The organism is Dyella japonica DSM 16301, assembly GCF_001010355.1.
Classification (GTDB): domain Bacteria; phylum Pseudomonadota; class Gammaproteobacteria; order Xanthomonadales; family Rhodanobacteraceae; genus Dyella; species Dyella japonica.
Genome location: NZ_JPLA01000002.1, coordinates 41,266 through 63,928, shown reverse-complemented (window position 1 = coordinate 63,928; position 22,663 = coordinate 41,266). Strand labels below are relative to the sequence as shown.

The window sequence follows — 22,663 nt, the reverse complement described above, 5'->3', positions numbered from 1 at the left end:
CTCCGGTCAGAGGGGGCACGCGTACACTCACGACAGGTTGTAAGCCTTCTCTTCGTGCAACGAGAGATCCAGACCTACCTGCTCCTGCTCGTCATCCACGCGCAGGCCCAGCGTCCAGTCGATTAGCTTGAGGATCAGCAGGCTCAGCGCGGCACTCCACACCACGGTAAAGCCCACGCCCTTGGCCTGTATCCACAACTGCCCGAACAGCGATTCCACCGTGCCGAAGCCGCCCAGCTTGGGCGAGGCCAGCGGGCCGGTGAGCAGGGCGCCGATGATGCCGGCGATGGCGTGCACGCCGAACACATCCAGTGAGTCGTCATAGCCGAGCTTGTGCTTGAGGCGCGTGGCGCTGAAGAAACAGACGACGCCCGCAATCAGGCCCAGCACCAGTGCGCCGCCGGGCCCCGCGGTACCGGCGGCCGGCGTGACCGCCACGAGTCCGGCGACGGCGCCGGAAACAATGCCCAGCACGCTGGGCCGCCCGTGCACGATCCATTCGATGGCGAGCCAGCCCAGTGCGGCAGCAGCGGTGGCGATCTGGGTCACCAGCATCGCCATGCCGGCGCTGCCATTGGCCGCAACGGCGGAGCCTGCGTTGAAGCCGAACCAGCCCAGCCACAGCAGGCTGGCGCCCACCACGGTGTAACCCAGGTTGTGCGGCGGCATCGGCACGTTCGGATAACCGCGACGCTTGCCGATCACCAGGCAGGCCACCAGGCCCGCGATACCCGCGTTGATGTGCACCACCGTGCCGCCGGCGAAATCGAGCACGCCCAGATCGCCAAGGAAGGAACCCGGCCCGCTCCACACCATGTGCGCCACCGGCAGGTAGACGATGGTCAGCCACAGGCCGCTGAACCACAGCAGCGCGCTGAACTTCATGCGCTCGGCGAAGGCGCCGATGATGAGAGCAGGCGTGATGATGGCGAAGGTCAGCTGGAACATCACGAACACGCTTTCCGGCACCGTCTGATAGCGCGAATCGGGTTTGAGGCCCGCAAGAAACACGCGATCGAGTCCGCCGATGAACGAATGCAGATTGGTCACGCCGGCCTGCATGCCTTCCGTGCTGAAGGCCAGCGAGTAGCCGTAGACCATCCACAGCACCGACACCATCGCCGTGATGGCGAAGCACTGCATCAGCACCGACAGCAGGTTCTTCGCGCGCACCATGCCGCCGTAGAACAGCGCGAGGCCCGGGATGGTCATCAGCAGCACCAGGGCGGTGGCGGTGAGCATCCACGCGGTGTCGCCGCTGTCGATATGCGTGGGCGCGGCGGCGGCCTGCGCCCAGACGGGCGAGGTGGCCAGCAGCCCCATGAGGGTGAGGGCAGGGCGCAGGGTTTTGAGCTCAAAGCGCATCGACGTCGACCTCCTGCGTGCGAATGCGGATGGCCTGTTCCAGCTCGCTCACGAACACCTTGCCGTCGCCGATCTTGCCGGTGCGCGCGGCGCTGACAATGGCTTCCACGGCCCTGTCGAGCTGTTCGTCCGCCACCGCCACTTCAAGCTTGAGCTTGGGCAGGAAATCCACCACGTATTCCGCCCCGCGATACAACTCGGTATGGCCGTGCTGGCGCCCGAATCCCTTCACCTCGGTGACGGTCATGCCCGTCACGCCCACCTCGGTCAGCGCCTGGCGGACATCGTCCAGCGTGAACGGTTTGATAATCGCCGTAATCCACTTCATCCCCAACGCTCCCCGTGCGGTCGATATGTCGCGGTGCAGCAGGATGCGTGCCAGGGAGTGCTCGCGCCTCCCACCGTCACTCCAGCGAAAGCTGGAATCCATCGACTTTCAATGGGTTGGAGGAGAGGCAAAGGCACTGGATCCCTGCTTTCGCAGGGATGAGGGTGAGGGAAGGGGGATGTTTTCGTAAGCCGGCAGGGTGACCTTGCCCGGAATGGGGGCGTTCTGTCCCGGACGATTCCCGCTTTTGGTGCATTGCCGCGGTTTGACCCCAGGGGCATTAATCAGTACCATTTTGGTACCGATTCCCCGCAGTCTCCCTGGCCGCCCCCCATGCTCCGCGTCAGCCGACTCACCGACTACGCCACCGTGGTGATGACCTGCATCGCCGCCCATCCTGACGACGTGCTCAGCACGGCGCAGATCGCCGATGAGGCGCGCCTGGAGCTGCCCACCGTCAGCAAGCTGCTCAAGTCGCTGGGCCATGCGGGCCTGGTGGAGTCCTTTCGCGGCGTCAATGGCGGCTACCGCCTGGCACGCCCGGCCGACGACATCACCCTGGCCCAGATCGTGGAAGCGCTGGAAGGCCCCATCGGCATGACCGAATGCAGCCTCGCCGAAGGTCAATGCGACCGCGAATCGCTTTGCGGGGTCCGCTCCAACTGGCAACACGTCAACAGCGTGGTCGATAGCGCGCTGCGTGCGGTCAGCCTGTCCGACATGCTCAAACCACCCAGTCGTCGTATCGACGCCAACCTGATCGGATGACCGCCAGGCCATCCATGACGAACGCCCACGACGACACGAAGAACACCATGACCACCGAAACCACTGAACGCAGCGACCTCTCCGCCACGACCCTGCGCGACAACGCCGAAGTCGCCGAGGCGCTGGGCCGTCGCTACGAAGCCGGCTTCGTCACGGACATCGAGACGGAGTATCTGCCGCCCGGCCTGTCCGAAGACATCGTGCGCCAGCTCTCCGCGCTCAAGAAAGAGCCCGAGTGGATGACCGAGTGGCGCCTCAAGGCGTATCGCCACTGGCTTACCATGCCGACGCCGGACTGGGCCAAGTTGAACCTGAAGCCGATCGACTACCAGTCGATCAGCTACTACGCCGCGCCCAAGTCGGGCCCGAAGTCGCTGGATGAAGTCGATCCCAAGCTGCTGGAAACCTACGACAAGCTCGGCGTGCCGCTGCATGAGCGCGCCAAGCTCGCCGGCGTGGCGGTGGATGCGGTGTTCGATTCGGTCTCCGTGGGCACCACCTTCCGCAAGGAGCTGGCCGAAGCCGGTGTGATCTTCTGCTCGATGAGCGAAGCGATCCGCGAACATCCCGAACTGGTGCAGAAGTACCTGGGCAGCGTGGTTCCGACGGGCGACAACTTCTTTGCCGCGCTCAATTCGGCCGTGTTCTCCGACGGCTCGTTCGTGTTCATCCCCAAGGGCGTGCGTTGCCCGATGGAGCTGTCCACCTATTTCCGCATCAACGCCATCAACACCGGGCAGTTCGAGCGCACCCTGATCGTGTGCGAAGACGATGCCTACGTGTCCTACCTCGAGGGCTGCACGGCGCCGATGCGCGACGAGAACCAGCTGCACGCCGCGGTGGTGGAACTGGTGGCGCTGGAGCGCGCGCAGATCAAGTATTCCACCGTGCAGAACTGGTACCCGGGTGACGAGAACGGCGTCGGCGGCATCTACAACTTCGTCACCAAGCGTGGCGACTGCCGCGGCAACGATTCGAAGATTTCCTGGACCCAGGTGGAAACCGGTTCGGCGATCACCTGGAAATATCCCAGCTGCGTATTGCGCGGCGATCGTTCGGTGGGCGAGTTCTACTCCGTCGCGCTCACCCATCATCGTCAGCAGGCCGATACCGGCACCAAGATGATCCACATCGGCAAGGGCACCAAGTCGAAGATCGTCTCCAAGGGCATCAGCGCCGGCCGCAGCAGCAACAGCTATCGCGGCCTGGTGAAGGTGGAGAAGGGTGCCGAAGGCGCGCGCAACTATACGCAGTGCGATTCGCTGCTGATCGGCAAGAAGTGCGGCGCGCACACCTTCCCGTACATGGAAGTGAAGAATCCCACCGCCATCGTCGAGCACGAGGCCACCACCTCCAAGATTTCCGACGACCAGCTGTTCTACTGCCGCAGCCGCGGCATCGGCGAGGAAGACGCCGTGTCGATGATCGTCGACGGCTTCTGCAAGCAGGTCTTCCGCGAACTTCCGATGGAGTTTGCGGTGGAAGCGAAGAAGCTGCTGGAAGTGTCGCTGGAAGGCGCGGTTGGCTGATCGCCGCCAACGCTGCATCCGATCCTATTTTGAACACGCGGCGCTCCGGTGCTGCCCAATGAAGAAACCGTCATGCTGAAGATCGAAAACCTGCACGCCCGCGTCGAGGGCAAGGACATCCTCAAGGGACTCACGCTCAGCGTGAACCCGGGCGAAGTGCACGCGATCATGGGACCCAACGGCGCCGGCAAATCCACGCTGGGCAACGTGCTTTCCGGCCGTGACGGCTACGAAGTGACCGCAGGCTCGGTCACCTTCAACGGCGTCGATCTGCTGTCGCTGGAACCCGAAGCGCGCGCTGCTGCCGGCGTGTTCCTGGCGTTCCAGTACCCGGTGGAAATCCCCGGCGTCAACAACACCTACTTCCTGCGTGCCGCACTCAATGCGCAGCGCAAGCAGCGCGGCGAGAAGGAACTGGACTCCATGCAGTTCCTCAAGCTGGTGCGCGAGAAGCTCAAGATCATGCAGATCTCCGACGAGCTGCTGCATCGCGCGGTGAACGAAGGTTTCTCCGGCGGCGAGAAGAAGCGCAACGAGATTTTCCAGATGGCCGTGCTGGAGCCCAAGCTGGCGATCCTGGACGAAACCGATTCGGGCCTGGACATCGATGCGCTCAAGCAGGTGGCACAGGGCGTCAACGCGCTGCGTTCGAGCGAGCGCGGCTTCCTGGTCATCACGCATTACCAGCGCCTGCTCGACTACATCGAACCGGATTTCGTGCACGTGCTGGCCGATGGCCGCATCGTGGAAAGCGGCGACAAGAACCTGGCGCTGAAGCTGGAGGCGCAGGGCTATGCGTGGGTGAACGACAAGGATCCCGCGCTCACTGGAGCCTCGGCATGAGCGAGGCCCAGCGCACGCCCTTCGTCGAATCGCTGCTGGAGGCTGCCGCGCAGGCGCAGCTGCCGGGCAGCGGTATCGGTTGGCTGGATGCCGCGCGCCGCGAGAACCTCGATGCCTTCGTGGCGGGCGGTCTGCCGGATACGCGCATGGAGGCGTGGAAGTACACCGCACTGCGCGCGCTGGGTCAGCGCCGTTTCGCTGCCGGTGACGCCCAGGCGTCCACGCGTGCGATCGAGATGGATCGCTATGCGCTGGCTGGAATCGACGGTCCCTCACTGGTGTTCGTCAATGGCGTGTTCCGCCAGGATCTGTCGCGTGCGGACAACCTGCCGGCCGGCCTGACGCTGCAGCCGCTGTCGCAGGTGCTGAAGGGTGATGCCGAGCCGTTGCGTTTCGCCTTGTCGCGCCACTACCGCGATGGCGGCGATGTGTTCGCCCGCCTCAACGCGGTGCTTGCCGGCGATGGCGTGGTGCTGCGCGTGGCTGCGAACGCAAAGATTGCCCAGACCGTCCGCCTGCTGTTCGTTGGTGCGCCGGCGGATGCGGCGCTTGCATCGCATGTGCGCCAGGTCATCGAACTGGGTGAGGGCGCCGAGCTCTCCCTGGTCGAGCAGCACGTGGCCACCGATTCCCATCAGAACCTCGGCACCCAGGTCACCGATATCGTGCTGCGCCAGGGCGCCAAGCTGCGTCATGTGACGCTGCAGGATGCCTCCGACGCCAGCACGCTGGTGCGCCACGACAGCCTCCAGCTGGATGCCGAAGCGCACGCGGCGATGTATGCGCTGGAGCTTGGCGGTTCGCTGGTGCGCCACGATCTGCACGCGGTGCTGGCCGGCGACAAGTCGCGCCTGGATACGGGCGGCGTGTTTGCCTTGCGCGGTCGTCAGCACGTGGATACGCAGATGTCGATCCGCCATCAGGCGCTCAATACCACCTCCGAGTCGGTATGGCGTGGCGTGGCCGACGAGCGTTCGCGCGGTGTGTTCCGCGGCGCCATCGTGGTGGCCGAAGGCGCCGATGGCAGCGACGCCAGCCTGAGCAGCAAGAACCTGTTGCTCTCCGCGCAGGCCGAAATCGACACCAAGCCCGAACTGGAAATCTACGCCGACGAAGTGAAGGCGGCGCACGGCGCCACCGTAGGCCAGCTCGACGAGCGCTCGCTGTTCTACTTGCGCTCGCGCGGCATTCCGCTGGCCGAAGCGCGCGCGATGCTTACCGCGGCCTTCTGCCGTGCCGTGTTCGAGTCCCTGCCGGACGAGGGGCTGCGCGAACACATCAACGAACGACTGATGGCGCAATTGCCTTCCGCCTGACCGGCGGCCCGACAGTGCAGGCGAAACGAACACGATGAACGCACAGACCAAGCCGAGCCCGACCGTTTTCGATGTGCAGCGCATCCGCGCGGATTTCCCGCTGCTCTCGCGCACCGTGCACGACAAGCCGCTGATCTACTTCGACAACGCCAATACCAGCCAGAAGCCGGAGAGCGTGATCGAGGCGGTGGACGCGCATTACCGTCATCACAACGCCAACGTGTCGCGCGCCGTGCATCTGCTGGGCGAAGAGGCGACGGCGGCTTATGAAGGCTCGCGCGACAAGCTGGCTCGTTTCATCAATGCCACCTCGCGCAACGAGTTGATCCTCACCTCCGGCACCACCCAGGCGATGAACCTCATCGCCTACAGCTACGCGCTGCCGCGCCTGAAGGAAGGCGACAGCATCCTCACCACGGTGATGGAGCATCACGCCAATATCGTGCCGTGGCAGATCGTCGCCTCGCGCACGGGCGCCACGGTCAAGGCGGCGCCAATCGACGAGCGCGGCGAGCTGATCCTCGAGAAGTACATCGAGATGCTCACGCCCGACGTGAAGCTGGCCTGCGTCACCCATGTGTCGAACGTGCTGGGCACGGTCAATCCGGTGCGCGAGATTGCGCGCGAATGCCGCAAGCGTGGCATTCCGCTGGTGGTGGACGGCTCACAGGCGGTGCCGCATCGCCCCGTGGATGTGCAGGCGCTGGGTTGCGATTTCTACGCCTTCACCGGCCACAAGATGTTGTCGCCCACCGGCACCGGTGGCCTGTGGGCGCGCAAGGAACTGCTCGAGGCGATGCCGCCGTTCTTTGGCGGTGGCGAGATGATCCGTGAGGTGAGTTTCTCCGGCACCACGTTTGCCGCCGCACCGCACAAGTTCGAAGCGGGCACGCCGAATATCGCCGGTTTCGCGGGTGTCACGGCAGCGATCGACTATTACGACTCCGTGGGCTTCGAAGCCATCCACGCCTGGGAACAGCAGCTGCTGGCCTATGCGACCGAGCGCCTGCGCGAAATTCCCGGCCTGCGCCTGTTTGGCGAGGCCAAGGAAAAGGAGCCGGTGATCTCGTTCCTGATCGAGGGCGCCCAAGCCACCGACCTGGCCACGCTGCTCGACCTGCAGGGCGTTGCTGTGCGCTCGGGCCACCATTGCGCCCATCCGCTGATGCAGTTCTTCCAGGTGCCGGCCACGCTGCGTGCTTCGCTCGCGTTCTACAACACCCGCGAAGAGGTCGATGCCTTCATCACGGCCTTGCTCAAGGTGCGCAAGCTGCTGTTGTGAACGCGTGGTGTCAGTGATTCGCCTCGTTCGGCGCCACGCATTTAGCTATCCGCACGATATCTGGTGACTAGCTAGCCACACCAACGAAAACGCCGCGGCATGACCGCGGCGTTTCGTTTGCTTACCAGGTGACAAGCGTTACCAGATCTTCACCTGCTTATCGGCCGAACGCACCATGACGTCGTTCGCCTTGCACTGGAACGCCTGTGCAAACGCCGGCATGTTCGACGGCGCACCGATGGCGCGGAACTGAGCCGGTGCATGCGGATCGGTGTTGAGCAGGGTGAGCTGCGCTTCCGGGCGGATGCTGCCGCGCCACACGCGACCCCAGTTGAGGAAGAAGCGCTGGTCCTGCGTGTAGCCGTCGATCTTCTTCTTCGCTTCGGCAGGATTGCGCGCCAGCGCCATCTGCAGCGCGTCGTAGGCGGCATTGAGGCCACCCAGGTCGCCGATGTTCTCGCCCATGGTCAGCTTGCCGTTGACGAACTTGCCCGGCAGCGCTTCGTAGTGGTTGAACTGGTCGGCCAGGCGGTCGGTGCGCGCTTCGAAGGCCTTGCGGTCTTCGTCGGTCCACCAGTTGACGTTGTTGCCCTGGGCGTCGAACTTGCTGCCCTGGTCGTCGTAGCCGTGGCCCATTTCGTGGCCGATCACGGCGCCGATGCCGCCGTAGTTCAGGCCGTCATCCGCCTTGGCGTCGAAGAATGGCGGCTGCAGAATGGCTGCAGGGAACACGATCTCGTTCTTGAGCGAGTTGTAGTACGCGTTCACCGTCTGCGGCGTCATGCCCCATTCGGTGCGGTCGACCGGCTTGCCGATCTTGTCGACCATGTAGTCATAGTTGAACTTGTCGGCCGCCTGCACGTTCTGGAAATAGCTGTTGCCGCTGGGAATGGTCAGGCCGGCCCAGTCGCGCCACTTGTCCGGATAGCCGATCTTCGGGGTGAAGGTGGCCCACTTTTCCAGCGCCTTCTTCTTGGTCGCTTCACTCATCCACGGCAGGTTTTCGATGCGGTTTTTGTAGGCCGCGCGCAGATCGCCGACCAGCTGTTCGGCGCGTGCCTTGGATTCCGGCGAGAAGGTCTGTGCCACGTAGAGCTGGCCCAGTGCCATGCCCATGCCGCCTTCCACGCTGTCGAGCGTGCGCTTCCAGCGCGCCTTCATTTCCTTCTGGCCGTTGAGCGTCTGCGCGTTGAAGGCGAAGTCTTCCTGCTGGAACGGCGTGGAGAGATACGGTGCGGCTGCGTCGATCGCATGGAAACGCAGATAGGCCTGCCAGTCGTTGGTCGGTACGTCGGCCAGCATCTTGTCGAACTCGGCGAAGTACTTCGGCTGCGAGAGCGAGAAGCCATCCTTCACGTCCGCGCCCTGCGCCTTGAAGAACGCGGCCCATTCAAAGTGCGGCGTCGCCTTGTCGGCTTCGGCGATGCTGACGAAGTGATAGCGGTTTTCCGGCTGGCGCAGCTCGGTGGGCACCAGCGAGGCGGCGGCGAGGCGCGTCTCGAACGCCATCACGGCCTTGGCCTGCTTCTGCGCGTCGGCTTCGCTCACGCCCACCAGCTGCAGCGTGCGCGCGATATGCGCGACGTAGGCGGTGCGGATCTTTTCGAAGTCCGGCTTGCTGTAGTAATCGGCCGTCGGCAGGCCCAGGCCGCCCTGGTTGGCGTAGGCGATCTGGCGGCTGGAGTCCTTGAAGTCGGCGTTGCCGTAGAAGCGGAACGTCACCGGGTTGCCGCGGGCGTAGCTGTCGGTGATATAGGCCACCACGTCCTTGCTGTTCTTCAGCGCGTCGATGCGCGCGAGCTCCGGTTTGATCGGGTCGTAGCCGGCTTTTTCGATGGCGGTTTCATCCATGCCCGAGGCGTAGAAGTAGCCGATCTTCTGTTCGATCGAGCCCGGCTGCGCGCTGGCGGCATCCTTGGCGGCCTTGTCGACGATGCTGTGCTGCACGTTGAGGCTGCCTTCGCGCAGCGCATCGAACGAACCCCAGCGCGTGCGGTCGGCAGGGATCGGATTGGCGGCGAGCCACTTCGCATTGACGAAGCCGTTGAAGTCGTTGCAGGCGCTCTTGTTGGTGTCCAGCTCCTTCACGTCGAAGGAGCCGCCGGGGGCGGCCAGCGCGCCGGTACACAGCGCCAAGCCCACGGCCAGCGCGAGCGGTTTCACAATGCGGTTCTTCATGGAGTCTCCCTGGTGGGATGCGTGGCATGCATCCGGTCGTGGTCATACGCAGGGCGCTCGGCCCCAATCCACAGGCTAGGCAGGGCTGTCAGGGAGCCGACAGTGTCGAAGGTCATTGTGCGGTGCGATCCGCCGGTGGGCGGTATCATGTGGGAATGATTACCGCGTCTGAACTCCTTTATCGCACCGCTATGGCCGCCGACGTGCCGGCCGTGGTGGCCCTCGTCGAATCGGCTTACCGCGGCGAATCCGGCCAGCGCGGCTGGACCACCGAAAGCCATCTGCTGGACGGGCAGCGCACCGATCCGCAAAGCGTGTCCGAGCTGATCGGCCGCGACGGCAGCAAGATCCTGCTGGCCGAGCGCGACGGCGTCCTGCTCGCCTGCTGCCATATCGAGCGGCAGGGCGGCGCCGGTTACTTCGGCATGTTCGCGGTGAATCCCGAGTTGCAGATGGGCGGCATCGGTCGAGCCCTGCTGGCCGAAGCCGAGCGCGTGGCGCACGCCTCGTGGCAGGTGCCGACCATGCGCATGACGGTGATCGTGCAGCGTGCCGAACTGATCGCCTGGTACGAACGCCGCGGCTACCAGCTCACTGGCGAAACGCTGCCATTCCCCTATGGCGATGAACGCTGCGGCCTTCCGCGCCGCGATGACCTGCACTTCGTGTGCATGAGCAAGCCCTTGGGCGAGGTGTACGCATGAATCTCGCCGACTGGATCTTCGTGGGCACGCGCAGCGAGATGTTGCCGGGCGAATTCAAGGTGGTATGGGACGGCGACACTGCCATCGCCGTCTACAACATCGACGGCGATCTCTACGCCATCGAAGACGTCTGCAGCCACGATGGCGGCGATCTCGCCGGCGGCGAGGTGCACGGTTTCGAAGTGGAATGTCCGCGTCACGGGGCGCGCTTCGACGTGCGCACGGGCGCCGTCACCTGCCCGCCCGCGTACGAACCGATCGCTAGTTTTCCGGTGCACGAAGTCGACGGCCAGATCTGGACACGCGACGACCGCTGAAGCGACAGCGCCCTGCTCAGAGGCGGTAGACGAAGGCCAGCGTCGTGGTGAGCTGGTTGGGCGAACCAAAGCTGCGCACCAGCGGACTGCCGGAGGCATCGCCGAGCAGGCGCGTGTAATTGATCGCCACGGCGAAGCCGGTATGCAGGCTGGTCGGCATATACGCGTCGTATTCGAGCGAGATCTGTTGGCCGCCGGCATCGGGTGACCACGGTGCGATGTCGAGCCTACTGGCCTGCTCGGGCGATACGCCAAAGTAGCGACGCATCGCCGGCCCGTTCATCGCCTGCCATTGCAGCTCAAGGCTATGGTTGAGGTAACCGATGACGGGCAGGTCGTAGTCCGCATACAGGTTGAGGTAGGCGCCGGCACCCTGCGTGTCATGCGCCAGATTGCCGCCCACGCTGAATTGCGTGGTGGCCTGGTATTCCAGATAACCGCCGCCATTGATGCGCGGCGACAGCGAATCGACGATGCCGCCCAGCTTGGGCCCCAGCTCGTCGCGATCGCGTCCCCACAGGTAGTTGCCGTAAAGGCCGCCATGCCACTTGCCGCTGTGGATGAAATCCACGGTCAGGCCATCGAGCGTCGAGAGCGTGATGTGCCAGGGCAGCTCGGCATCGATATAAGGCACGGGTTGGTCGCGGTGATCGCTGGAACCGAGCCAGGCCGGCATGCGCTGCACGCCTGCACCGAGAATGATGTTCGGACCTTCGGTCGCGTCGTCCGCGCTGGCCATCGAGCACAGCGCACAGCCGGATAGCAGCACGCTGGCGGCAACACGGCGCATCAGCATGCCGATACGAATCACGCGCCGGGTTTGGCGCGCACGCCTGCGTTGTCGCCGAACTGCACGATCACGCGCTGGCCGATGCGCAGCGACGGCGGCGGCGTTTGATCGAACACCAGCACGCATTCGACCGTGCGGGTGTTGGCGCGGATCAGCGGATCCTCTTCCAGCGCGCTGGGACCGAACACGGTGCCGATGCGCTGCACGTGTGCGCCCAACGTCGGCACACCGCTGCCGCTGTCGTCCACGACCTGGGCATGCATGCCTTCATGCACGGCGCTCACGAACGATTCGTTGAGTTCGGCACGCACGATGCGCGCGCCTTCCGGCAGCAGCACGAAGGCCGCGCCGCCTTGCGGCGACACCGTGGCGCCGGGCTGGATATCGCGCTCGACAATCTGCGCGTCCACCGGCGCCACCAGGCTGCGCTGCGCCAGTTCATAGCGCGCGGCTTCCAGTTTCTGTGCCGCCATGGCGTCGGCGGCGCGCGCGTTGTCGAGCTCGCCTTGCAGCTGGGTGGCGGCGTCCTTGGCGTCATCGGCAGTCTGGCCATCACCCGCACCGGCTGCAGCGGCTGCCTGCAATCGCGTGGCGCGTTGCTGTGCAGCCTTCAGGCGCGCTTCCAGCAGGCTGCCCTGCGCCCTGGCTTGCTTCTGCTCGGCTTCGGCGGCGCTCACGGCAAGCTGTGCCGGCTTGGTGTCGAGCACGGCCAGTACCTGGCCCTTCTTCACATGGTCGCCTTCGCGCACCTTGATGTCGGCTACCACCCCTTCGCGCGGCATGCTGAGCTTGAGCAGGCCGCCTTCGATATCGACACGGCCACGCGCCACCGCCGCATACGTGGCAGCGGGTGCGCTGGTGGCGTTCGACTTGCCGCTGTCGTCATGCGAGCAGGCAGCCAGCACGGGTGCCACCAGCACCAGGGCAAGCAGGGAATGTAGCGGGCGCAAGGTCATGCAGAGGGTTCCTCGTGCCCCGACGTCAATGTCGCGGAGGGCACACGGTCACTAAGGATACGGCCATCTTCCATGGCGAGCACGCGGTCCGCGTGGCCCACCAGCCGGGGATCGTGGCTGACGCACAACACGGTGGTGCCGTGCGTGCGTGCAATGCGGTGAAGAATATCGATGACGATCTGACCGTTCGCGGCGTCGAGCGCGCTGGTGGGCTCGTCGGCAAACAGCAGCCCCGGCTCCTTGGCGAGCGCGCGGGCAATCGCCACGCGCTGCTTTTCGCCGCCGGAAAGTTCGGACGGGCGTAGCTCCATGCGCGGGCCCATGCCGACTTCTTCCAGCGACGCGACGGCGCGACGGCGGGCTTCGCCTGGCGGAAGGCCGAGATAGCTCAGCGGCAGCTCCACCTGTTCCAGCGCATTGAGCGCGGGGAACAGATTGAAGCCCTGGAACACGAAACCGGTATGCAGCAGTCGAAAGCGCTCAAGCTCGCGCATTCCGAGCACGCCCAGCTCCTGGCCCAGCGCCATCACATGGCCGCTGTCGGCCGCCTGCAGGCCGCTGAGGATGGCGAGCAGGGTGCTCTTGCCGCAGCCGGACGGACCGGAGATGAGGGTCAGTTCGCCGGCATGCACGTCCAGCGTGAGGTCGTGCAGCACGGTGTGGTGAATCGGTCCCGACGAGAACGACTTGGTGACGTTGCGTGCCTGCAACGACACCGTAGGCATGGCCTGTGGCTGCGCGCTCATCGCTTACCTCAACAACGTGGCAGGATCGGCGCGGCGCAGGCTGCGCATGGCGGCCAGGCCGGAGACGATGGCCAGGCCCATGCCCAGCGCGAGGCAGGCCAGCGTGGTCCATGGATCGAGCGCCACCGGCACGCTGCGGCTGCGCGCAATGGCCAGCGCAATGGCGCCGAGCACGGTGCTGCCGACCAGGCCTAGCGCCCCCACCCAGAACGCCTGTTCCATCACCACCCGACGCAGCGCGCCCACGCCGACGCCCAGCGCGTTGAGCGTGGCGTATTCGCGCACCGAGCCGATCACGGCGGCGACCAGGGTCTGGCTGGTGATCACGGCGCCGACTAGGAACACGATGCCGGCAAGGAACAACACGCCGGCGCCGGCGCCGGTGTCGAACATCCAGTAAAGCTGCGAGCGACGGGCAAAATCCTGCGCGGTCCACACGTCGTACTTGCCGAACGCACCATTGCCGCGCAGGCGCGCCGCGACATCGTCGGCCGCAGCCGGGTTGCGCAGCTTCGCCACGAAATACGTCATGCGGTTGGCGTTGGATGGATCCGTATCGAGTTCGGCCGCGGTGGCCAGCGAAGCCACCACGTTCACGCCGCCGAGCGCGCGCAAGCCGCTGCTCACGCCGACCACGCGCACGCGATGGCCATTGATGACGGCGCTATTGCCCACCTTGACGCCGAGGCTGTCGAGGTCGGCGCGATCGACGATGACGGCATCGGGTTCGTTCAAGCGTGCACGCAAGGCAGGCGGCAGGGCATGGGCGAACAGCATGCCGTCGGGGCGTGCATTGATGCCGGAGACGAACACCGACACGCCGCCCGTATCGCTGGGTCCGCGCCAGTCGGCATCGACCCAGTGGAACGGTTCCACCGCGGTGACAGCCGGGTCCATGCGCAGTCGCATTTCCACGCCCGAATCGATCGAGCGGCCGAGGTTCACGCTCTGCGTGCCCGGATAGCCCGCCCACAAATCCGCCGACGATCCGGTGATGTACACGCTGGCGCTGCCGAAGATGCCGAGCACCAGCGCAGCCTGCAGCAGCTGCAGCAGGCCGGCGAAGCCGACGGCGAGGATCGCCGGCAGAAAGCGGCGCCATTCGTAGATGAGCGTCTTGCGTGCCAGCGCGACCATCAGTCCGTGCCCTTTGCCACGGGCACGTCCGACACGGGCGCGTCCGAAGGCAGCGGCGGGTTGGACATCGGTGCGCCGCCCAGGGCCTTGTACAGCGAGACATAGGCGAGGTCGCGCGCGGCGATGGCGCTGACCAGTTCAAGCTGCGCACGCTGGTTTTCGATCAGGCCGTCCTGCACGTCGAGCTTGCTGCCCAGGTTGAGTTCCTCACGCTTGCGCAGGGCGGCGATGGTGCCGTCCAGTGCGACGCTGGCGCGCTGTGTGGCGTCCTCGCGTGCGCGCGACTGCTCCAGATCACCCATCGCGGTTTCCGCTTCCGCGACGCCTTGCAACACCGCCTGGCGATAGGCGTAGACGGCGGCCTTCAGCTGATGATCCTTGGCGTGCGCCGCGGCCACGCGCTGCCCCCAGTCGAACAAGGGCACGTCGATGATCGGGCCGAACGAGGAAATGGCTTCGCCGGTGTGCGCGCGGTAGTTGGACAGAATATTGGTCGACCATTGCAGCGACGCGCCCAGGCCGATATGCGGATAGATGTCCGCGCGACTCATGCCCAGATCGCCGGCGGCGCGCAGCACCTCGGCCTCCGCGCTGGCGATTTCCGGACGTGCACGCAGCATGTCGGCGGGCGCGGTGGTCAGCTGCCACGCGCCCAGCTGCGGTTGCGGGCCGGGCGTGAGCCAGGCTGGATCGGGCTCGGGCTGACCCATCAGCACGGCCAGTTGTTGCACGCAGGCGATGATGGTCTGCTGGGGCTCGGTGAGCGCGGCCTCGGAACGGGCCAGCTCCGCCTGGGTCTTGGCGATGTCGGCGGGCGCCACCAGCTTCAGCTGAGCGCGGACCTGCTGCAGTCGCAGCTTTTCCTGCAGGGCATCACGCACGCCGCCCAACAACTGGGCTTGCTGTTGGGCGGTGCGCAATTCGATCCAGCGACGGCTGACTTCGGCGACCAGGGACACCTGGGCGCCGCGCAACGCGGCGACCGCACTATTTTCCTGTCCTTGGGCCGCGCGCTTGCTGCTCTGCCAGGCGCCAAACAGGGGAAGCTCCCATACGGCATCGAAGCCGACCACGAAATACGAAGCGGTGGTATCCGGATCGATCACGTCGTTGGTGCGCCCATGCAGGCTGGGCAGGTAGGGATCGCGGGCGTGGTGGTTCAGGGTGCGGGCGGCGCGCAGGCGCTCGGCGGCCTGGGCAACATCCAGGTTGTTCTGCAGGGCGCGATCGATCAGCGCGTCCAGCGCAGGATCGCCCAGCGCCGTCCACCAACCCTTGAGGTCGGCGGAGGGCGGCGCCACGCCGGCCGGCGCATTGCGCCAGGTCTCGGGGACGGGCGGCTTGAGCTCGGGCAGCGGGGCCACCGAGCAGCCGGCCAGTACCGCAAGTCCACACGCCAGCAGGGCGTTCATCAGTGGATGGCGATCCCGGCGAGGTGCAGCTTCCATGTTCGGCAGATCCGGGTTGTTTCGACGATGAAGCACGAAATTCCTGGGGGTTCGATCGACGCTGCGATCCGGGGTTGGCAAAGGATACCGGACCTTCCCTACAACTGGCTTATGGGGTGAAGAGGAAGTCTGTCTGAATGAAGACGTCCGCGCAGCTTCTTTCGGAAAGAAAGGGGGCCGAAAGGGGTGTCTTTCTAGTCTTATCTCCACACTGCATTGGCGGAGCTGCACCGAGTGACAGGCTGGACCATCCTCTGCGATTTCGACGGCACCATTTCCGTCGAGGACGTGATCGACTCCCTGCTCGACCGTTTCGGCCGTCCCGGCTGGGAAACGCTGGAGCAGGATTGGCGTGCCGGCCGCATCGGCTCGCGCGAATGCATGACCGGGCAGGTGGGTCTGCTGGACATGACCCAGGACGAGCTGGACAAGCATCTCTCCTCGCTGTGGATCGACCACGCGTTCCCGGCCTTCGTGGCCAAGACGCGCGAGTTGTCGACCCCGCTGCGGGTGGTGAGCGACGGCCTCGACTACGCCATCCACAAGATCCTCGGCCGCTACGGCCTGGACGATCTGCCGCTGGCCGCCAATCACCTGGCTCCGGCCACGCCGCCGCGTCAGTGGCAGCTGACCTCGCCGTTCCAGGCGGACGGTTGCCGCAGCGGCACGTGCAAGTGCGCCGTGGCGGCCCAGGCCGCCAAGACGGGCACCAAGACCTTGCTGATCGGCGACGGCGCTTCGGACTTCTGCGCGGCTGACCGCGTCGATTTCGTGTTCGCCAAGCATCGCCTGATCGAGCATTGCCGCGCCGCCGGCATCCCCTATGTGCCGATCACCGGCTTCGAGGATGCGCTGGAGCTGCTGCCCCGTCTGCTCGACGGCAGCCTGCTGGCCGAACACACGCCTGGCGAGCCCGCCCTGGCCGTCACCATCCCCTGAACCGGCCTCGCCGGTTCAACCTCTTGCTGATCTATTCCGGATTTCCTGATGAACGCTTACGACAAGAACGCCGCTGGCGTGGTCATTCCCGACGCCCAGCTGCTGGCCGATGAGGCCCAGTGGAGCTCCTTTGGCGACACCGTGCATTACGTCGATCCGCCGAAGATCTTCCGCCACGGCGAAGGCAGCTGGATGATCGACACCGCTGGCACGCGCTTCCTCGATCTGCAGATGTGGTACTCGGCCGTCAACTTCGGTTACGGCAACAAGCGCCTCAATGACACGCTGAAGAACCAGATCGACGTGCTGCCGCAGGTCGCTTCGCAGTACCTGCACCAGACCCGCATCGAGCTGGCCAAGACCATCGCCGTCGATGCGCAGCAGAAGTTCGGCCTGAAGGGCCGCGTGCACTTCAACGTCGGCGGCGCGCAGGCGGTGGAAGATTCGCTCAAGCTTGTGCGCAACTACACCGGCGGCAAGAGCCTGATGTTCGCCTTCGAGGGCGGCTACCACGGTCGTACCCTGGGTGCTTCGTCGATCACGTCCAGCTACCGCTACCGTCGTCGCTTCGGCCACTTCGGCGAGCGCGCGATGTTCGTGCCGTTCCCGTATCCGTTCCGTCGCCCCAAGGGCATGACGCCGGAAGAATATTCCGATGCCTGCGTGCGCCAGTTCGCCCGCCTGTTCGAAACCGAATACAACGGCGTGTGGGATCCCAAGGTCAATCAGGCTGAGTACGCCGCGTTCTACGTCGAGCCGATCCAGGGCACCGGCGGCTACGTGCTGCCGCCGATGAACTTCTTCAAGGACCTGAAGAAGGTGCTGGACCAGTACGGCATCCTGATGGTGGTCGACGAAATCCAGATGGGTTTCTGGCGCACCGGCAAGCTGTGGTCGATCGAGCACTTCGGCGTGACGCCGGACATCATCGTGTTCGGCAAGGCGCTGACCAACGGCTTGAACCCGCTGTCGGGCCTGTGGGCGCGCGAAGAGCTGATCAACCCGACCATCTTCCCGCCGGGCTCCACCCATTCGACGTTCAACTCCAACCCGCTCGGCACCGCGCTGGGTCTGGAAGTGATCAAGATGGGTTACGAGCTGGACTACGAGACCAGCGTGCCGAAGAAGGGCGCGCACTTCCTCGAAGGCCTGCGCGACCTGCAGAAGCGCCACAAGGAAATCGGCGACGTCGACGGCCTGGGTCTGGCGATGCGCGCCGAGATCTGCACCGACGACGGCTTCACGCCGAACAAGGCGCTGCTCGACAAGATGGTCGACATCGGTCTGGCCGGCGACCTGGAGCACAACGGCAAGAAGATCGGCCTCGTGCTCGACGTGGGTGGCTGGTACAAGAACGTGATCACCTTCGCGCCGTCGCTGGACATCACGCACGAAGAAATCGACCTGGCCATCGCGCTGCTCGATCAGCTGCTGACCAAGGCCAAGAAGGAAATGTAATCAACACGACGCCGCGGGTGAAAACCCGCGGTGTCTGTTTATGGTTTGTCTCAAGTGGTTCCCATGCAGGGGAAGTGTGACGAACGGCGATGCTGATGCATCGCCGTATTTTTTTGTGCGTTGGGGCCGTGGATGCGACAGCGTGCAGGCCGACTGTTTGTGGGCGCTCGCCCACATCGAAGCGAAGCGCCATGAAAAGGCAGGCGTTTTATCAGCGGCGGTAAAACCGGTCGCAAGCTTTTAAGACGCTGCCTTATGTTCGCAACTTAAAGTGATTTCTAGCATGACGCCGTATCTCACGTTACGGCCTTCATGCTGGAAAGGACTTGGTTGTGAACAAAATTTATCACGTCGTTTGGGATGACGAGAAAGAATGCTTCGTCGTCGTTTCTGAATTGGCCACGGGTCACAAGAAGACGGGATCGGCCAAGCTGAGTCTGGCCATCGCTGGCGCGCTGTTGGTCGGCGGCATGGCCGCCCCTGCCGTGTCCGCCGCTGGCGGGGCCATCAAGAGTGGCCTGCAAAGCATTGCGAACTACTACAGCGTCAACGATGGTGGCGCGCAGGCTGGCAACTACAACGGCGACGGCGCCACGGGTGCGGGCGCCTTGGCGGCCGGCCTCGATGCCAGTGCAGCGGGTAGTTCGGCCGTGGCCGTTGGCACGGACGCAAGTGCTTCCGGAACTTCGGCCGTTGCCATCGGAGACAGCTCCGTATCGACGGGTCTGATGACCACCAGTGTGGGAGCTGGTGCGCAGGCCATCGGTGATACCGCCACTGCCTTGGGGTCTACCACGAGTGCCACCGGCTTTGGCGGCACGGCCATCGGCTACGGCGCGAACGCGGCTGGCGCCAGATCGCTTGCCTCCGGTTACGGCACGAGCGCGAGCGGCGACAGCTCAACGGCGCTGGGCAACAGCGCCAAGGCTTTGGTCGCGGACGGTGTTGCCATCGGCAGCAAGTCAGTGGCGAGCATCGCGTCAGGCATCGCCGGTTATGTGCCGGCGACGGCTACGGCGGCGCAGGCAGCAGCGATCAACGCGACCAGGAGCACGCTCGGCGCCGTCAGCGTGGGCGACGCCGCCACCAACAAATTCCGCCAGATCACCGGCGTGGCGGCAGGCACCGCCGACAGCGATGCGGTGAACGTGGCCCAGCTCAAGGGCGCCACGGCGGACAGCGTGATCTACGACAGCAGCACGCACGACAGCGTCACGCTGGGCGGTCCGACCTACAACGCGACGACCAAGACCGGCGGCACCAGGATCACCAATCTCGCCAATGGCGTTGCGCCCAGCGATGCGGTGAACAAGTCGCAGCTCGACGATCTGGCCGGTACGCCGCTGACCTTCGCCGGCAACCAGGGCTCCATGAAAAAAAGACTGGGTGACACCGTGTCGATTCAGGGCGAGGGCACCAGCGCGGGCACCTACGTTGGCGACAACCTCAAGACCGAGGTCGACGCGAACGGCGTGCTGCAGCTGCAGATGACCGACAAGCCGGTGTTCACCCGTGTGACCACGGGCAATACCAGCATGGACACCAACGGCGTGGTGATCGCCGGTGGTCCCAGCATGACCGTCAACGGCGTCGACGCCGGCGGTCAGAAGATCACCAACGTCGCGGCGGGCACGGCATCCACGGATGCCGTCAACGTGGGTCAACTCTCCACTGCAGTGGACGGCGCGAAGTCGCATTACTACAGCGTCAATGACAGCGGCACGCAGAGCGGCAACTACAACAATGACGGCGCGACTGGCGCCCATGCCCTGGCGGCCGGTGTGAGCGCCAGCGCGGCGGGCAATCTGGCCGTGGCGGTCGGCACCGATGCGAATGCGTCTGGCACGTCCTCCGTTGCGATCGGCGATGGCACGGTGTCGACGGGCCTCATGACGACCAGTGTGGGCGCTGCTTCGCAGGCGCTGTCCGATACGGCCACCGCCTTGGGCTCGACCACCAGCGCTACCGGATCCGGCGCCACGGCCGTCGGCTACGGCGCCAATGCGGCTGGAGCCAGGGCGTTGGCCGCGGGTTATGGCGCCAGCGCCAGTGGCGATAATTCGACGGCGCTGGGTAACAGTGCCAAGTCCCTTATGGCCGACGGCGTCGCCATCGGAAGCAAGTCGGTGGCCAACACGGCAGCAGGCATGGCTGGCTATGTGCCGGCCACGGCGACTGTCGCGGAGACTGCGGCGATCAACGCGACCACGAGCACGCTGGGTGCCGTCAGCGTGGGTGATGCCACCAGCAATAAATTCCGCCAGATCACCGGCGTGGCCGCGGGTACGGCCGACAGTGATGCTGTGAACGTGGCCCAGCTCAAGGGCGCCACCGCCGATGCCGTGCTCTACGACAGCAGCGCGCACGACAGCATCACGCTGGGCGGACCTACGTATGACTCGGTGAGCAAGACCGGCGGCACCAGGCTCACCAACGTCGCCGACGGCGTGGCGCCCAGCGATGCGGTGAACGTGTCGCAGCTGGGTGATCTTGCCAACACGCCGCTCAGCTTTGCCGGCAACAGCGGCACGGTGCAGAAGAAACTGGGCGACACGGTGCTGATCCAGGGCAAGGGCACCACGCCAGGCACCTACGTTGGCGACAACCTCAGGACCGAGGTGGATGCGAACGGTGTGCTGCAGATCGAGATGACCGACAGGCCGGCATTCACCAGCGTGACCACCGGCAATACCACCATGGATAGCAACGGTGTGGTGATCACCGGCGGCCCCAGCATCACGCTCAACGGGGTCGATGCCGGTGGCACGAAGATCACCAACCTCGCCGCCGGCACCGCGCCGACCGATGCGGTGAATCTCAGCCAGCTCACCACCACGGTGGACGGCGCGAAGACGCATTACTACAGCGTCAACGACAACGGTACGCAAGGAGCCAACTACAACAACGATGGAGCCACGGGCGGCAACGCCATGGCTGCGGGCGTGGGTGCCAGGGCCATCGGCGCTTCGTCCACCGCGTTGGGCAGCAACTCGCTAGCCAGCAACGACAACGACGTGGCATTGGGCGCGGGCTCCGTCACTTCCAGGAGCAATCCGATTGCCAGCGCCACCGTTGGCGGCCAGACCTATCAATTCGCGGGTGCCAATCCCACCAGCGTGGTGAGCGTGGGCAGCAAGGGCAATGAACGTCAGGTCACCAACGTGGCGGCAGGCCAGCTCTCCAGCGACAGCACGGATGCCGTGAACGGTTCGCAGCTGTATGCCACCAACCAGGCCGTGGACGTGCTCAGCGGCACGATCAACAACATCAACGGTGGCGGCGGCATCAAGTACTTCCACGCCAACTCGTCACTGGCCGACTCGCAGGCGGTGGGTTCGAACTCGGTAGCAGTCGGTCCCCAGGCGATCAGTACGGGCACCGATAGCGTGGCCATCGGCCATGGCGCGACGGCCGGCACCAGCAATAGCGTGGCACTGGGTGCGAACTCCACCACGGGACCGGTGAAAGGCACCGCAGGCGCCACGATCGCCGGCGACAACTACACCTTTGCCGGCGCCAATCCGACGGGCACCGTGAGCGTGGGTGCGGCAGGGCAGGAGCGCACCATCACCAACGTGGCCGCGGGCACGCTCTCGTCCACCAGCACCGATGCGGTTAATGGCTCGCAGCTGTATGCCACCAACCAGGCCGTCGACAAGCTCGATGGACGTGTGAGCAAGGTCGAGAACACGGTCAACCACATCGCCGGCGACATCACCAACATCAGCACGGGACAGGCGGGCATGTTCCAGACCAGCGTGGACCAGAAAGCTCCGACACCCACGCCCACCGGCAACAACTCGGCCGCCGGCGGTGCGGGTGCAGCCGCTTCGGGCGACAACAGTCTGGCCTTGGGCAATGGTTCGCAGGCGACTGCCGACAACAGTGTCGCGATCGGCAATGCATCCGTCGCCGATCGCGCCAACGCGGTCTCGATGGGTTCGTCGGGCAAGGAGCGTCAGATCACCAACGTCGCTGCAGGTACGCAGGGCACGGATGCGGTGAACGTGAGCCAGTTGAAGGCGGCGCAGGCGGGCGGCGTGCAGTACGACATCAACAGCGATGGCTCCACCAACTACAACTCGGTCACGCTGAACCCGAACGGCGGCAGCACCGCCATCCACAATGTGCAGGCGGGAACGGCCACGACCGATGCGGTGAATGTGGGTCAGCTCAACGACGCAATGGTCAACACGCAGAACTGGTCGAAGAACTACACCGACCAGCAGATCAACCAGATGGGCAAGCGTGCTTATGCGGGCACGGCCTCCGCGCTGGCGACGGCCAATATTCCGCAGGCCTATCAGCCTAATCAAAGCGTAGTGGGTGTGGGCATCGGCAATTACCACGGGCAGAACGCGATCTCGGTCGGCATGTCCACGATTACCGAAAGTGGTCGCTACATCTTCAAGGCCAGTGCGACCGGCTCGCAGCAGGACGGCTTGGGCGTGGGTGTGGGCGCGGGTATGGCCTGGTAAGGGCTGACTATGGATATCCCTCTGCCTTTGAGGCAGAGGGATTGATGGTTCTTGTATTCATCGGCAACAGGATTTGCAAAA

Annotated in this window: 18 protein-coding genes; 10 read left to right on the top strand and 8 right to left on the bottom strand. The window is 65.0% G+C overall.

The features are described from left to right. Nucleotides 1-27: 27 nt before the first annotated feature. Nucleotides 28-1,365, bottom strand: a complete 1,338-nt coding sequence (locus Y882_RS01030; protein ID WP_211259100.1) for an ammonium transporter — start codon at nucleotides 1,363-1,365, stop codon at nucleotides 28-30. After that, nucleotides 1,355-1,693 (bottom strand): P-II family nitrogen regulator, encoded by a 339-nt coding sequence (locus tag Y882_RS01025; RefSeq protein ID WP_046970010.1) that lies wholly within the window; start codon nucleotides 1,691-1,693, stop codon nucleotides 1,355-1,357. Before Y882_RS01025 ends, Y882_RS01030 begins: the two co-directional genes overlap by 11 nt. Nucleotides 1,694-2,026: 333 nt before the next feature. On the opposite strand from Y882_RS01025, the gene Y882_RS01020 reads away from it, so the two are divergent. The 5 genes from Y882_RS01020 (at nucleotide 2,027) to Y882_RS01000 (ending at nucleotide 7,431) form a co-directional block, all read left to right on the top strand. After that, on the top strand, nucleotides 2,027-2,461 hold the full coding sequence (locus Y882_RS01020; RefSeq protein WP_046970009.1) for an SUF system Fe-S cluster assembly regulator: 435 nt from the start codon (nucleotides 2,027-2,029) through the stop codon (nucleotides 2,459-2,461). Between the two features lie 47 nt (nucleotides 2,462-2,508). Further along, nucleotides 2,509-3,990: a Fe-S cluster assembly protein SufB gene (gene sufB / locus Y882_RS01015; RefSeq protein WP_046970047.1), complete on the top strand. Its 1,482-nt coding sequence runs from the start codon at nucleotides 2,509-2,511 to the stop codon at nucleotides 3,988-3,990. A gap of 72 nt (nucleotides 3,991-4,062) precedes the next feature. Then, nucleotides 4,063-4,833 (top strand): Fe-S cluster assembly ATPase SufC, encoded by a 771-nt coding sequence (gene sufC / locus Y882_RS01010; RefSeq protein ID WP_046970046.1) that lies wholly within the window; start codon nucleotides 4,063-4,065, stop codon nucleotides 4,831-4,833. After that, on the top strand, nucleotides 4,830-6,149 hold the full coding sequence (gene sufD / locus Y882_RS01005) for a Fe-S cluster assembly protein SufD (protein WP_046970008.1): 1,320 nt from the start codon (nucleotides 4,830-4,832) through the stop codon (nucleotides 6,147-6,149). Before sufC ends, sufD begins: the two co-directional genes overlap by 4 nt. 34 nt (nucleotides 6,150-6,183) lie before the next feature. Further along, entirely contained in the window at nucleotides 6,184-7,431 is a 1,248-nt protein-coding gene (locus tag Y882_RS01000) for an aminotransferase class V-fold PLP-dependent enzyme (RefSeq protein ID WP_046970007.1), read from the top strand. A gap of 138 nt (nucleotides 7,432-7,569) precedes the next feature. Here Y882_RS01000 and Y882_RS00995 read toward each other — a convergent pair whose 3' ends face one another. Continuing rightward, a complete protein-coding gene (locus Y882_RS00995; RefSeq protein WP_082120884.1) occupies nucleotides 7,570-9,609 on the bottom strand; it encodes a M13 family metallopeptidase in 2,040 nt (679 codons plus the stop codon). Nucleotides 9,610-9,764: 155 nt separating this feature from the next. Between Y882_RS00995 and Y882_RS00990 the strand changes: the two genes are divergently transcribed. Further along, nucleotides 9,765-10,313 (top strand): GNAT family N-acetyltransferase, encoded by a 549-nt coding sequence (locus Y882_RS00990; protein WP_046970006.1) that lies wholly within the window; start codon nucleotides 9,765-9,767, stop codon nucleotides 10,311-10,313. Further along, entirely contained in the window at nucleotides 10,310-10,630 is a 321-nt protein-coding gene (locus tag Y882_RS00985; RefSeq protein ID WP_046970005.1) for a non-heme iron oxygenase ferredoxin subunit, read from the top strand. Before Y882_RS00990 ends, Y882_RS00985 begins: the two co-directional genes overlap by 4 nt. Nucleotides 10,631-10,646: 16 nt before the next feature. Here the strand turns inward: Y882_RS00985 and Y882_RS00980 are convergent, their stop codons facing one another. Genes Y882_RS00980 through Y882_RS00960 form a run of 5 tightly spaced genes read right to left on the bottom strand, consistent with a single transcriptional unit; the run spans nucleotide 10,647 to nucleotide 15,707 of the window. Beyond that, nucleotides 10,647-11,426: a MipA/OmpV family protein gene (locus tag Y882_RS00980; protein WP_244466145.1), complete on the bottom strand. Its 780-nt coding sequence runs from the start codon at nucleotides 11,424-11,426 to the stop codon at nucleotides 10,647-10,649. An 11-nt stretch (nucleotides 11,427-11,437) separates the two neighbouring features. Then, complete coding sequence (locus tag Y882_RS00975) at nucleotides 11,438-12,376, bottom strand: efflux RND transporter periplasmic adaptor subunit (protein WP_046970004.1); 939 nt, start codon at nucleotides 12,374-12,376, stop codon at nucleotides 11,438-11,440. Beyond that, the gene (locus Y882_RS00970) at nucleotides 12,373-13,122 is read right to left on the bottom strand and encodes an ABC transporter ATP-binding protein (protein ID WP_046970003.1); all 750 of its coding nucleotides are present in this window, start codon (nucleotides 13,120-13,122) and stop codon (nucleotides 12,373-12,375) included. Before Y882_RS00970 ends, Y882_RS00975 begins: the two co-directional genes overlap by 4 nt. A gap of 3 nt (nucleotides 13,123-13,125) precedes the next feature. Beyond that, nucleotides 13,126-14,259: an ABC transporter permease gene (locus tag Y882_RS00965; RefSeq protein ID WP_046970002.1), complete on the bottom strand. Its 1,134-nt coding sequence runs from the start codon at nucleotides 14,257-14,259 to the stop codon at nucleotides 13,126-13,128. Then, nucleotides 14,259-15,707: a TolC family protein gene (locus Y882_RS00960; RefSeq protein WP_052949555.1), complete on the bottom strand. Its 1,449-nt coding sequence runs from the start codon at nucleotides 15,705-15,707 to the stop codon at nucleotides 14,259-14,261. The genes Y882_RS00965 and Y882_RS00960 overlap by 1 nt, the downstream gene beginning before the upstream one ends. Before the next feature lie 234 nt (nucleotides 15,708-15,941). Here Y882_RS00960 and Y882_RS00955 point away from each other — a divergent pair, with 234 nt between their 5' ends. From Y882_RS00955 to Y882_RS00945, 3 genes are all read left to right on the top strand, one after another. Further along, nucleotides 15,942-16,646, top strand: a complete 705-nt coding sequence (locus Y882_RS00955; RefSeq protein WP_046970000.1) for an MtnX-like HAD-IB family phosphatase — start codon at nucleotides 15,942-15,944, stop codon at nucleotides 16,644-16,646. A gap of 48 nt (nucleotides 16,647-16,694) precedes the next feature. Beyond that, on the top strand, nucleotides 16,695-18,104 hold the full coding sequence (locus tag Y882_RS00950) for an aspartate aminotransferase family protein (RefSeq protein ID WP_046969999.1): 1,410 nt from the start codon (nucleotides 16,695-16,697) through the stop codon (nucleotides 18,102-18,104). Nucleotides 18,105-18,436: 332 nt separating this feature from the next. Continuing rightward, nucleotides 18,437-22,582: a YadA-like family protein gene (locus Y882_RS00945; RefSeq protein ID WP_046969998.1), complete on the top strand. Its 4,146-nt coding sequence runs from the start codon at nucleotides 18,437-18,439 to the stop codon at nucleotides 22,580-22,582. Nucleotides 22,583-22,663: the final 81 nt, after the last annotated feature.

Bases quoted from the DNA above. Each gene is read 5' to 3' on its own strand.
- Y882_RS01030 (WP_211259100.1), bottom strand. From the start codon at position 1,365: ATGCGCTTTGAGCTCAAAACCCTGCGCCCTGCCCTCACCCTCATGGGG.
- Y882_RS01025 (WP_046970010.1), bottom strand. From the start codon at position 1,693: ATGAAGTGGATTACGGCGATTATCAAACCGTTCACGCTGGACGATGTC.
- Y882_RS01020 (WP_046970009.1), top strand. From the start codon at position 2,027: ATGCTCCGCGTCAGCCGACTCACCGACTACGCCACCGTGGTGATGACC.
- sufB (WP_046970047.1), top strand. From the start codon at position 2,509: ATGACCACCGAAACCACTGAACGCAGCGACCTCTCCGCCACGACCCTG.
- sufC (WP_046970046.1), top strand. From the start codon at position 4,063: ATGCTGAAGATCGAAAACCTGCACGCCCGCGTCGAGGGCAAGGACATC.
- sufD (WP_046970008.1), top strand. From the start codon at position 4,830: ATGAGCGAGGCCCAGCGCACGCCCTTCGTCGAATCGCTGCTGGAGGCT.
- Y882_RS01000 (WP_046970007.1), top strand. From the start codon at position 6,184: ATGAACGCACAGACCAAGCCGAGCCCGACCGTTTTCGATGTGCAGCGC.
- Y882_RS00995 (WP_082120884.1), bottom strand. From the start codon at position 9,609: ATGAAGAACCGCATTGTGAAACCGCTCGCGCTGGCCGTGGGCTTGGCG.
- Y882_RS00990 (WP_046970006.1), top strand. From the start codon at position 9,765: ATGATTACCGCGTCTGAACTCCTTTATCGCACCGCTATGGCCGCCGAC.
- Y882_RS00985 (WP_046970005.1), top strand. From the start codon at position 10,310: ATGAATCTCGCCGACTGGATCTTCGTGGGCACGCGCAGCGAGATGTTG.
- Y882_RS00980 (WP_244466145.1), bottom strand. From the start codon at position 11,426: ATGCTGATGCGCCGTGTTGCCGCCAGCGTGCTGCTATCCGGCTGTGCG.
- Y882_RS00975 (WP_046970004.1), bottom strand. From the start codon at position 12,376: ATGACCTTGCGCCCGCTACATTCCCTGCTTGCCCTGGTGCTGGTGGCA.
- Y882_RS00970 (WP_046970003.1), bottom strand. From the start codon at position 13,122: ATGAGCGCGCAGCCACAGGCCATGCCTACGGTGTCGTTGCAGGCACGC.
- Y882_RS00965 (WP_046970002.1), bottom strand. From the start codon at position 14,259: ATGGTCGCGCTGGCACGCAAGACGCTCATCTACGAATGGCGCCGCTTT.
- Y882_RS00960 (WP_052949555.1), bottom strand. From the start codon at position 15,707: ATGGAAGCTGCACCTCGCCGGGATCGCCATCCACTGATGAACGCCCTG.
- Y882_RS00950 (WP_046969999.1), top strand. From the start codon at position 16,695: ATGAACGCTTACGACAAGAACGCCGCTGGCGTGGTCATTCCCGACGCC.